This window comes from Brevibacterium picturae (genome assembly GCF_030453725.1).
Lineage (GTDB): Bacteria > Actinomycetota > Actinomycetes > Actinomycetales > Brevibacteriaceae > Brevibacterium > Brevibacterium sandarakinum_A.
In genome coordinates this window covers 1-11,027 of sequence record NZ_JAKDJU010000103.1, presented here as the reverse complement: position 1 = coordinate 11,027, position 11,027 = coordinate 1, and the positions used below count along the sequence as shown (strand labels likewise).

Annotated in this window: 11 protein-coding genes; 8 read left to right on the top strand and 3 right to left on the bottom strand. The window is 64.8% G+C overall.

Annotated elements, in window-relative coordinates; translation table 11 throughout:
* From L0G76_RS10785 to L0G76_RS10775, 3 genes are all read left to right on the top strand, one after another.
* On the top strand, window positions 1–381 hold a 381-nt coding region (locus tag L0G76_RS10785), incomplete at its 5' end, for a glycerophosphodiester phosphodiesterase (RefSeq protein ID WP_304357242.1).
* A gap of 385 nt (window positions 382–766) precedes the next feature.
* Window positions 767–1,753 (top strand): malate dehydrogenase, encoded by a 987-nt coding sequence (locus tag L0G76_RS10780; RefSeq protein WP_304357241.1) that lies wholly within the window; start codon window positions 767–769, stop codon window positions 1,751–1,753.
* A gap of 98 nt (window positions 1,754–1,851) precedes the next feature.
* On the top strand, window positions 1,852–2,445 hold the full coding sequence (locus tag L0G76_RS10775; RefSeq protein ID WP_304357240.1) for a helix-turn-helix domain-containing protein: 594 nt from the start codon (window positions 1,852–1,854) through the stop codon (window positions 2,443–2,445).
* Window positions 2,446–2,538: 93 nt separating this feature from the next.
* On the opposite strand, the gene L0G76_RS10770 is transcribed toward L0G76_RS10775, so the two are convergent.
* Entirely contained in the window at window positions 2,539–3,822 is a 1,284-nt protein-coding gene (locus L0G76_RS10770) for a dicarboxylate/amino acid:cation symporter (protein ID WP_304357239.1), read from the bottom strand.
* 200 nt (window positions 3,823–4,022) lie between these two features.
* Between L0G76_RS10770 and L0G76_RS10765 the strand changes: the two genes are divergently transcribed.
* The 4 genes from L0G76_RS10765 (at window position 4,023) to L0G76_RS10750 (ending at window position 8,589) form a co-directional block, all read left to right on the top strand.
* Window positions 4,023–4,571, top strand: a complete 549-nt coding sequence (locus L0G76_RS10765; RefSeq protein WP_304357238.1) for a (2Fe-2S)-binding protein — start codon at window positions 4,023–4,025, stop codon at window positions 4,569–4,571.
* A complete protein-coding gene (locus tag L0G76_RS10760) occupies window positions 4,568–5,602 on the top strand; it encodes an FAD binding domain-containing protein (RefSeq protein ID WP_304357237.1) in 1,035 nt (344 codons plus the stop codon). Before L0G76_RS10765 ends, L0G76_RS10760 begins: the two co-directional genes overlap by 4 nt.
* A complete protein-coding gene (locus L0G76_RS10755; protein WP_304357236.1) occupies window positions 5,595–7,667 on the top strand; it encodes a xanthine dehydrogenase family protein molybdopterin-binding subunit in 2,073 nt (690 codons plus the stop codon). The genes L0G76_RS10760 and L0G76_RS10755 overlap by 8 nt, the downstream gene beginning before the upstream one ends.
* A 106-nt stretch (window positions 7,668–7,773) precedes the next feature.
* Window positions 7,774–8,589: a nucleotidyltransferase family protein gene (locus tag L0G76_RS10750; RefSeq protein WP_369696180.1), complete on the top strand. Its 816-nt coding sequence runs from the start codon at window positions 7,774–7,776 to the stop codon at window positions 8,587–8,589.
* Here the strand turns inward: L0G76_RS10750 and L0G76_RS10745 are convergent.
* Window positions 8,528–9,748, bottom strand: a complete 1,221-nt coding sequence (locus L0G76_RS10745; RefSeq protein WP_304357235.1) for an XdhC family protein — start codon at window positions 9,746–9,748, stop codon at window positions 8,528–8,530. The genes L0G76_RS10750 and L0G76_RS10745 overlap by 62 nt on opposite strands.
* Window positions 9,749–9,941: 193 nt before the next feature.
* Between L0G76_RS10745 and L0G76_RS10740 the strand changes: the two genes are divergently transcribed.
* A complete protein-coding gene (locus L0G76_RS10740; RefSeq protein WP_304357234.1) occupies window positions 9,942–10,451 on the top strand; it encodes a flavin reductase family protein in 510 nt (169 codons plus the stop codon).
* A 69-nt stretch (window positions 10,452–10,520) separates the two neighbouring features.
* Here the strand turns inward: L0G76_RS10740 and L0G76_RS10735 are convergent.
* The coding region (locus L0G76_RS10735; protein WP_304357233.1) for a zinc-binding dehydrogenase at window positions 10,521–11,027 on the bottom strand (507 nt) is incomplete at its 5' end.

Below are 11,027 nucleotides of genomic sequence, written 5' to 3'. Positions count from 1 at the left end.
GTCGTCATGGTTCCCGAGATCAAGCCCGGGGCCACCTCGGCGGAGGTCGATCAGGTTCTCGACGTCTTCGACGAGCGCGGACTGACCGACTCACTCATCGTCCAGTCATTCGACTTCGAAGCGGCGAAGACCATCGCCGATCGCGGATACACATCGCTCTACCTCACCGGTTCAACCCTGCCGACGGAATCCTTCGACGAGATCGCGGCTGCCGGCATCGATTGGGTCGGCCCCAGCAAGAATCTGCCCACCCGGGACCTGCGCAAACTCGACAAGGCCGGCTTCCACGTCGCTCCCTACACCCTCGGGACTGCGAAGGACGGGCACCGCCTGCCCGGCTGGATCGACGGCTACTTCACCGACGACGCCTGGACGAACTAGCAGGCAACGGCCTCGGCCCCAGAACGTCCGTGGAGCATCAAAATCCTGGGCGTGGCCCTGTCCGAACCGCGGCCAGGGCCACCAGGGGGAACGCGAACTGCGCAGCGGGACATAATGTGACGCCTGCGTGATGCCCAGCGGTGGCGAGCCGATAGAATCGACTCGTCACACATTTCTCTCCAGAGGAATTGCAGTGACCGCCCAACGCAGCGATGCCGCACAAGCGACCATGACGGGCCTCAACAAGGAAGTGGACTCCTCGTCATGCCGCGCGGCGTCCTCCTCACTGAAGTGACGCTCATGGCGTGTTCACAGATGAACAACGCTGTTGCGCACGAGAGGACAGCCCGCATCGAACTCCCACCACAGTTAAGGAGCACAATCTATGAATACTCCCATCAAAGTCGCCGTCACCGGCGCGGCCGGTCAGATCGGCTACAGTCTCCTCTTCCGCATTGCCAGCGGCGCTCTCTTCGGCCCGCAAACTCCAGTTCAACTGCGCCTGCTTGAAATCACACCAGCGCTGACCGCCCTCGAGGGCGTGGTCATGGAACTCGAGGACTGTGCTTTCCCCACCCTCGACTCAGTTGAAATCGGCGATTCGGCCGAGCACATCTTCGACGGCGTCAATCTCGCCCTGCTCGTCGGCGCTCGGCCCCGGTCTCAGGGCATGGAGCGCAGCGACCTCCTCGAAGCCAATGGTGCGATCTTCACCGCCCAAGGCAAGGCCCTCAATGCAGTCGCCGCCGATGATGTGCGCATCGGCGTCACCGGGAATCCGGCCAACACCAATGCGCTGATCGCAAGGAGCAATGCGGCCGACATCCCCGCCGAGCGTTTCAGCGCGCTGACCCGCTTGGACCACAACCGCGCGCTGGCACAGCTGGCCAAAAAGGCCGAGGTGACTGTGGCCGATATATCCAAGATGACGATCTGGGGCAATCACTCGGCCACCCAGTATCCCGATATCTACCACGCAGAGATCGGTGGAAGGAATGCCGCCGAGGTGATCGGTGACCAGTCCTGGATCGAGAACGATCTCATCCCCACGGTGTCCGGACGCGGTGCCGCAATCATCGAAGCGCGTGGGTCCTCCTCAGCGGCCTCTGCTGCCGCGGCGACGATCGACGCCGCCTATGATTGGCTGCACGGCACGCCCGAAGGCGACTGGGCCTCGATGGCTGTGGTCTCCGATGGCTCCTACGGGGTGCCCGAGGGACTGATGTGCTCCTATCCCGTCACCACGTCGGGCGGGAACTGGGAGATCGTGCAGGGACTGGAGATCAACGACTTCAGCCGCAGGATGATCGACGCCACCACGGCTGAGCTCGCCGAGGAGCGCGAGACCGTGACCGGCCTCGGCCTGATCTGAGGTCGCGTCCCCGGCCCAGACCGGTTCGGGGCCCGAGGTCAACGTGGGCCGGGTCCTGATATTCTCAGCTTCAGATGATCCCGTGAGTGAAGGTATCCATGAGCACCGAGAATGCCCCGCCGACTGCGGTTGATCCCAGTGTGGAGTACATGGGTGCGCTCATCCACCAGCTGCGGGAATCGGCAGGGATGACCCTGACCGATCTCAGTCGCGTCGCCGGGGTGAGTCAGGGGCTGCTGAGCCAGATCGAACGCGGTCGCGGCAACCCTGCATATCTCACGCTGCTCAAGATCGCCAAGGCCTTCAACGTGCCCGTCGGCAGGTTCTTCACCCAGGGTGAGGAATCTGCCGACAATCGTGTGGTCCGTGCCGACAATCGCCGACAGCTGCAGGTCACCGATCGCGGACTCGTCTACGAGCTGCTGACGCCGACGATGAACGGCGAGCTGCTGGTGCTCAAGGTGCGAGTGCCGCCGGGATACTCCAACGAATCCGTCCCCTTCAACCATCACCGTGCCGAGGAGTGCCTGTTCGTCGTCGAAGGAACCTGCTATTTCCAGGTCGGCGACGATGGGTACACGCTCGAAGCCGGTGACAGCATCACCTACCAGGGCGACCAACCGCATTGGTTCCGTGTCGTCGGTGACGCCGAGGCGGTCATCATCGCCACGATGACTCCCCCGGTGTTCTGAGGGATGACTCCCCCGGTGTTCTGAGGCGGGCTCGCGGCACGCTCGGCATCGTAGATGGGCGAATTTGCAAGGAGGGACCGATGTCGGACCGAATTACGACGAGGAACCGTCCGCAGGCTTCGAAGCTGCGCGTTGTTCCCTGCTGACGCGCTTCTTCTCACTCTTGTCGATGAGATGGACTCCGGCGAGATCGCCGGTGATATTGAGCATCGTCGCCCCCATTCCGAGTATGACGTCGACACCGGCGACCAACGCTACCGTTTCGAGCGGCAAACCGGCTTGCTGCAACAGGATCGTCAGCCCGATGAGCCCGGCGCCGGGAACTCCCGCCGTGCCGATCGAGACGAACGTGGCAGTGAGAACGATTGCGCCGAGTTCGAGCATGGACATGTCATGTCCCACGATATTGGCGGCCAGGACTACCGAGGCTCCGAGGCGAATCACAGCGCCGTCCATGTTGATGGTCGCTCCAAGGGGGATCACAAAGCCTGAGACCTCTTGGAGGATGCCCGCGTTCTTCGTCGCCTTCAGCGACACGGGGATAGTGCCGGAACTGCTCTGAGTGGTGAAAGCGGTGGCCATCGGCTCGCCGGCGACACGGAAGAACCCGCCGATCGGAATCCGATTGATCGCCAGCAGCGGAATGTAGACCAGGAGAATCTGTGCAGCCAGGCCTGCATAGACGACGCCGGTCAGCTTGCCCAGGGCTGCCAGTGCATCGAATCCTTGGCTGCCGATATCGCTGGCAACCAAAGCGAAGATACCGAACGGCGCGTATTGGAGTATTCCGGCGAGGATGCGGAAGGTCATTTCCTTGGCGGCCAGCACGAATTTGTACAGCAGCGTCCCGAAGTCTGAGATCGTCGAATCGGACGAGCGGCGCATACCCGCCATCGTGAGGCCGACGATCATGGAGACGAAGATCAGAGCGAGGATCTTGCCATCGGCCAGGGCCTGGAAGATGTTCTCGGGAAATATTCCGACGAGCTGGTCGATGAACGACGGAGGATCGGGCGTCTCTGTGCCCTTCTCGGGACGTTGAAGCCCCGTCCCCGGGTTGACCAGCAGCGCCAGAGCCAAGCTGATGACGACGGCGGCAACAGTCGTCATCAGATAGAACGCGAAAGTCTTGAAGGCGACCCTGACAAGACTTCCGGACCGCGTGCTGTTGACCGCATCAATCAACGTCAACATGATGATGGGGATGACGACCAGCTGCAGGAGGTTGAGCAGTATGTCACCGATCGGTGACAGAACCTGTGCTTGCTGCCCGAAGACCAGTGCAGCAATCAACCCCAGGACGAAACCGCCGGTCATCTTCGCAAAGAGTGGCGTATCCCGGTAGCGGCGCCAGGCGCGAACGAGGATTCGTGACATCGGTTCTCCTTCGCAGATGAGTGCCGGCTGGAGATGGTGGCATTCGGCGGCCCGCAATGATGCTGACCAATTGTCACTCTAACTCACGTCCGTCACGAGGCGACCGGCATTCTGGTGTCGCCCCGGCACACCCCTTGTCCGCCTCTCGCGGTGGGGGTAGGTTTGTCACACGTCGACAACGCTGTCTGGAGGCGACCCTCGTGGATCACTCGCTGAACCTCACCGTCGATGGTCAGAAGCACACACTGGCCGTGGACCCCCGAACCACTCTGCTCGATGCAATGCGGGACCGGCTGGGGGTGACGTCTCCCAAGAAGGGCTGTGACCATGGACAATGCGGCGCTTGCACTGTTTTGGTCGACGGCCGTCGGCTGAATTCCTGTCTGGCGCTCGCGCTGACCCATGACACTGCCGACATCACGACATCCGACGGCCTGGCCGCAGACGGCGAGCTGTCCACCCTGCACCGAGCATTCCTCGAACAGGACGCCTTCCAGTGCGGCTACTGCACCCCCGGCCAGGTGTGCTCGGCCGCCGGTGTTCTGCGAGAAGCGGCCGATGACGCGCCGAGCGTGGTCACCGACGATCTGGAGGCTCCCGTCGATCTGTCCGCCGAGGAGATCCGCGAGCGGATGAGCGGCAACCTGTGCCGGTGCGGAGCCTACGTCAACATCGTCGCGGCCGTCGGCCAGGCGGCCGCGGACAGCCAGACGGCCATGGACAGCCACGCAGCCGAGGAGTCGCGATGAATCCCTTCGACTACGAACGCGCCACCGACACCGCTGAGGCCGTCGCCGTGCTCACCCAACGGCCGGACGCGGTGTTCCTGGCCGGCGGAACCAACCTCGTCGATCACCTCAAGCTCGGCGTCACGGAGCCGGGGCTGGTCGTCGACATCAATCGCCTCGACCTTGCACACGTCGAGGAGCTCGACGACGCAGGGCTGCGCATCGGAGCGATGGTGCGCAACAGCGACGCGGCCGCCGACCCGCGAGTCCGACGCGACTACCCGATGCTCTCACGTGCCCTGCTCTCAGGGGCCTCCGGTCAGCTGCGCAACGCAGCGACCATGGGCGGGAATCTGCTCCAGCGCACCAGATGCGTGTACTTCCAGGACACGTCGACTCCGTGCAACAAACGCGAACCCGGCTCCGGCTGCTCGGCCATCGGCGGTTACACCCGCTACCATGCGATCCTCGGCGCGTCACCTGACTGCGTGGCAACCCATCCCTCCGACATGGCCGTCGCCCTCGCCGCCCTCGATGCCGTGGTCGTCGTCCTCGGTCCTCGTGGGCAGCGTCGGATTCCGATCAGTGAGCTCCATCGGCTGCCCGGAGAACATCCCGAGCAGGACACGGTCCTTGAGCACGGCGACCTCATCACCGCACTCGAACTCCCTCCCCCTCGCCGCGGTCGTTCGACGTATCGCAAGATCCGAGACCGCGCGTCCTATGCCTTCGCCCTGGTCTCGGTCGCCGCAAGGGTCGACGTCGACGACTCGGGGCCGAAGCCGGTGATCCGCGAGGCCTCCATCGCCCTGGGCGGTGTCGCACATAAACCCTGGCGTGCAGGCGCCGCCGAGGCTGTGCTGCGGGGTGCAGAGCCGAATCAGGAGACGTTTCTGCGCGCGGCGGAGGCTGAGCTCGAAGCCGCCGAGCCCGTGGAGGGCAACCGCTTCAAGGTCGCGATGGCACGCGGTGCCATCACGACAGTGCTGACCGAGTTGACGGGAGCCCCGGAGACGGAGCCGGACGAGAACTTGGAGGACGCTCATGAGTGACCTGCTGACGACCTCGGCCATCGGCACCCGGCAGGTGCGCCTGGACGGCCCGGACAAGGTGCGAGGTCGTGCTCCCTATGCGTACGAGCACCCGGTCGACGATCCGCTGTACCTCTATCCTCTGCAGGCACAGATCGCACGGGGCCGGACAGCGAACATCGACACCTCCGCAGCCGAGGCGGTCGACGGAGTGGTGCATGTGCTCACCCACGACAATGCGCCCGAACTGCACAGCACGGAGGACGGGGAACTGGCGATCCTGCGCTCTCCCGAGATCGGATTCCGCGGACAGTACCTCGGCGGCGTCATCGCCACCACCCCGGAGCAGGCCCGCCATGCCGCCGGTCTCGTCATCATCAGCTATGTGGAGGACGATCACGATGTCGAGCTGCGGGAGGACCATCCTGCTTCCCGCACTCCTGAGTCCGGTGGAGGCGATGTCACCGTCGGAGACGTCGATTCGGCCCTCGCCGAGGCTGACGTCCGTGTCGATCAGCGGTACAGCACTCCGATGGAGCACAACAACCCCATGGAGCCGCACACCACCATCGCCCGCTGGGACCGAGGCGAGCTGACCCTGTGGACTTCGACTCAGGGCGTTCACCCCACACGGTCGACGCTGGCGCCGATCCTCGGGCTGGAACCGGACCGGATCCACATCGTCTCCCCGCACGTCGGCGGGGGCTTCGGCTCCAAGGGTGTCCCCCACGCCGACATGATGCTCGCCGCACTCGCCGCCAAAGCGGTGCCGGGACGTCCTGTGAAGTACGCCGTGACCCGGCAGCAGATGTTCTCGATCACCGGCTACAGGGCACCGACCCTGCAGCACATCCGCTTGGGCGCACGCGCCGATGGCACGATCACAGCGTTCGCCTTCGATGCGGTCTCGATGTCGTCGCAGACAAAGGAATTTCCGGAGGAGGCGACGAAGCCGGCCCGCATGATGTACGCAGGCGACAATCGCCGCCTCACTCAGCGTGTGGTTCCTCTGGATGTGCCTGTGCCCTCGTGGATGCGAGCTCCCGGAGAGGCCCCGGGTATGGTCGGACTCGAGATCGCCATGGACGAACTCGCCGTCGCCACCGGAATCGACCCGATCGAGCTGCGAGTGCGCAATGACCCGGACACCGACCCGGACACCGGGATGCCCTTCAATCAGCGCCGTCTCGTGGACTGTCTGCGGGAGGGAGCGGAGCGCTTCGGCTGGGATCGCCGCAGCGCTCAACCGCGCTCTCGGCGGGAGAACGGCTGGCTCATCGGCATGGGGGTCGCCTCCTCCACCTATCCGGCGGGCCGGCAGCCCGGCTCCGTCGCGCGCATCCGCCGAACGTCCGACTGCTACGAGGTGGCCATCGGTGCGGCGGACCTGGGCACCGGCACGTGGACTGCCCTGACCCAAGTCGCTGCGGACTGCCTGCAGGTGCCCATTGACCAGGTGGAGCTTCAGATCGGCGATACCGACCTGCCCAACGCCACGGTCGCCGGCGGCTCCACCGGATTGGCGAGCTGGAGCGCCGCCGTCATCGCTGCGACAGAGAACTTTCGGGCCGAGCATGGAACCGATCCCGCGACCGGAGCACAGTCACAGGGCGAAGCGCAGGCGAATCCGGCAGCCGAGAAGTTCGCCCTGCACTCCTTCGGCGCTCATTTCGCCGAGGTCCGCATCCATGCCGCCACCGGAGAGATCCGGGTGAATCGCATGTTCGGGATGTTCTCCGCCGGACGGATCGTCAACCCGCGCACCGCTCGCTCACAGTTCATCGGGGGGATGACCATGGGGCTGGGAATGGCTCTCCATGAGAAGGGCGAACTCGATCCGCGATTCGGCCACGTCGTCAACCACGACTTCGCCGAGTATCACGTTCCCGTCAATGCCGATATTACTGATATTGAGGCAGCGTGGCTGGACGAGGACGATCCGCTGGCGGGTCCACTCGGTGCCCGCGGCATCGGTGAGATCGGCATCGTCGGCGCTGCCGCGGCGCTCGCGAATGCCGCCTACAATGCCACCGGCGTACGGGTGCGTGATCTGCCGCTCTTCGGCGACGCGTTCCTGCCGCAATGACGACGAAGCCCGATCCGCCGCGATCGCGTCGAAGTCTGCACCTGTCTGTCGCGATCGCGTCGAAGTCTGCACCTGTCGCGATGACGGCGAAGCTGGGCCTGTCGCAATGACCACGGAAACTGCTCCTGAGAGCGTTCAGGGGCCGATGGCCGGATCCGCCGTCGGTCAGGGCCCGGTCGGGCTGGTCCTCGCTGCCGGCGCAGGTCGACGACTGGGTCTGGGACCGAAGGCACTGCTGCGCGGCAACGGCCGCACCCTCGTCGAGTGCCTCGTGGACGCCCTCCTCTCAGGAGGATGCCGCAATGTCACGGTCGTCACCGGTGCCGGGGCCGAGGAGGTCGCCACCATTCTGCGCGGGTCGGATCAGGTCCGGGTGGCCCGCAACCGGAGGTGGGCCGAGGGAATGGGTTCCTCGCTGCAGTGCGGACTGCAGACCATCGGCCCCGGAACCGATGTCCTGGTGACACCCGTCGACCGACCTGGCATCTGTGCAGAGGAGGTCGAACGCCTCATCGCAGCCCATCGTCCGGGGGCGATCACCGCAGCCGCGCACCGGGACGAGCAGGGGCAGCTGCGCCGGGGACACCCTGTCGTCTTCGATGCGATGTGGACCGCCGAGGTGGTCACCGCAGCCCATGATGACGTCGGTGCTCGCCAGCTGCTCACCGCGCACCGCGACATCGTGGAACTGGTCGACTGCAGCGACCTCGACGACGGCGAAGACATCGATGTACCCGCCGACCTTCACCGTCTGAAGCTTCTGGATCGCTCCACCCGCCACTGCAGTGACGGTGGCAGCCGCGGCGATGGCCGAGGCGGTGACGGAAGTGACGGCAACGGCCGCACGGTGTTCGACACGATCAATCAGGGGGCCGGTCACGCGTCGCGCGGCTCGGGGGCGCGACCTGCGTCCGGCCGCTGAGGGGCGCAGCCTGGTTCCGGCCGCCACGGACGGTGAGGATCTCCGCAAGAATCGAAACGGCCACCTCGGCGGGGGTCAGCGCATCCAGGTCGAGACCGATCGGAGAGTGCAGTCGAGCCAGCGCTTCGCTGTCGACTCCTGCCTCCTGCAGAGCATGACGTCGGTCTCGGTCGCTGCGCCGCGAGCCCATTGCCCCCACATAGCCAATGTCGAGCCCGAGCGCGTGGACCAGGGTGGGAATGTCGACCTTCGGGTCGTGGCTGAGCACACAGATCATGCTGCGCTCATCGAGCTCACCTGCTTCGGCAGCCTCGATGAGGAAGCGGTGCGGCCAGGCTCGGACCACCTCGGCGCCGGGAAACGACGTCGGATCGGTGAAGGCAGGGCGGGGATCGCACAGAGTGATGCGATGGCCCAGGGGCCTGGCGGCTTCCACCAGAGCCTGTCCGAAGGCGTTCGCTCCGACGATGATCAGGTGGGCCGGCGGCGTCCGGGTCTCAATGAAGAGTTCGATCGGCTCGTATTCGTCATCTGGCGGAGCAACACGGACGCTGCCCGTGCGCCCGCTGCGGATCATTGCCTCCGCACGCCGGAGCGCAGTATCGAGGACCGACGGCGGCACGACCCCGGCAAGTCCGGCGGCAAGAGAAGCTGCGTCCCGTTCGGCGTCGAACTCAAGAGAATTTCTGCTGATGACACAGGTGCCGAGGGACTCCTCATGAGTCGCAGCGGGCAATCTCATGATCATCGCGATCGGGACGCTGTGACGTGTGCTCTGATTGCTCCCACGTGTGCTCTGCTCGCTCCGACCGGCTTCTTGCCGCAGACTGGAGCAGCCGGCCCTGAAGCTCTGGATGAGCACATCGATTTTGCCGCCGCACATCAGCCCGACGGCAAAGGCATCGTCATCGCTGTACCCGAATCGCTGCACCGTGGAGAGTCCTGAGTCGAGCGCCTGCCGACAGGCAACGAGGACAGCACCTTCGACGCAGCCTCCGGTGAGAGACCCGTGGATCGCACCTGCGGCGTCGACCAACATGGACGTTCCCACCGGCCGAGGCACTGACCCCTCGGTTCCGATGATGGTGGCGACCGCGATGTCCTGTGGTTCCTCCGGGTCGAAGAGCCGCTGCTGCGCGGCGGGCAGGACATCCAGCATGTCATCGAGCCTATACCTTCCGACCTGCCCGAAACAGGGCACTAGCGGGTCGAGCCGGGGTTTCGTAGACTGCCAAGATGGAGTTCTCGGCACGCGCCGCATCGCTTCTGCTGCCGGAGTCAGTCCCAGTGCTGCGGGAAAGCCTGGTCAGGCCACCATCCCATTGATCGATCATGTGTGAGGAGACCGAATCATGAGCGAAGGGTCTATCGACGATCTCATGTCCTCAGCCGATTCCCCGATGATCGTCGTCACCACCTCGGCGGAGGGGGAACGGGCGGGCTGCCTGGTGGGATTCCACTCGCAGTCCAGCATCTCACCCGAGCATTACTGCTTCTGGCTGTCGAAGGCCAACCACACCTATCGGGTGAGCCTGCGGTCCACTCATTTCGCCGTCCATTTCCTCACTGCCGAGGACCTGGCCGTCGCAGAGCACTTCGGCGCTCTCACCGGCGAGGAAACAAACAAGTTCTCCGGCCTCGATGTCGATACGACCACAGACGGCGTGCCCCTCCTCCGGGCTCTGCCGAACCGAATGCTGGTCAAGCGCATCGTATTGTCGGACGACGGAGGAGACCACGTCGGAGTCACGGCGCAGGTGGTCTCGGTCGAGACAACCGGGTCTTTCACTCCCCTGCGGCTGTCCGATGTCGGGGATCTGTCTCCCGGACACGACAGCGACGAGCGCGTGATCGATCCCTGAGGCTGTTGCGGGTCAATCGGCGATGGCCCGCGGGGGCCGTCGGCCCCTGACCCCGGAGTCTGCAGCTGATCAGAATGTCAGGACGAGTCGCCCGCGGACGCCGCCCGCCTCTAAACGGCGATGTGCTGCCGGGGCCTGGTCCTTGGAGTATGTCTCGGCCACCTGCAGAGTGACCGTTCCGTTCTCAGCCGCTTGACGGAGCTCATCGAGTTTCTCATGTTCTCGTGCATAGTCGACGACCCAGATGGGTGTGAATGTGATGCCACGCTCGCCTGGTTCCTCGTAGCCGCGCACCGTGATGACGGTGCCCCCATCGCAGACAGCCGGTGCGATCTTCTCGTGCATGAGAGCGCCGTCGATCACACCGTCCACTCCTTCGGGATACCGCTCACGTATGAGCTGCGGGAAATCGTCACCTCGGCTGAGCACGAGATCGGCTCCAAACCCAATGACACGGTCCTCGTCGGCCTCTTTGGCGTCGGCAATGACGGTGAGCCCGTCCTTCTTTGCCAGTTGCACCGCGTAACCGCCCATTGTGCCGGCTGCGCCAGTCACTGCCAGCACGCTGCCCTTCTC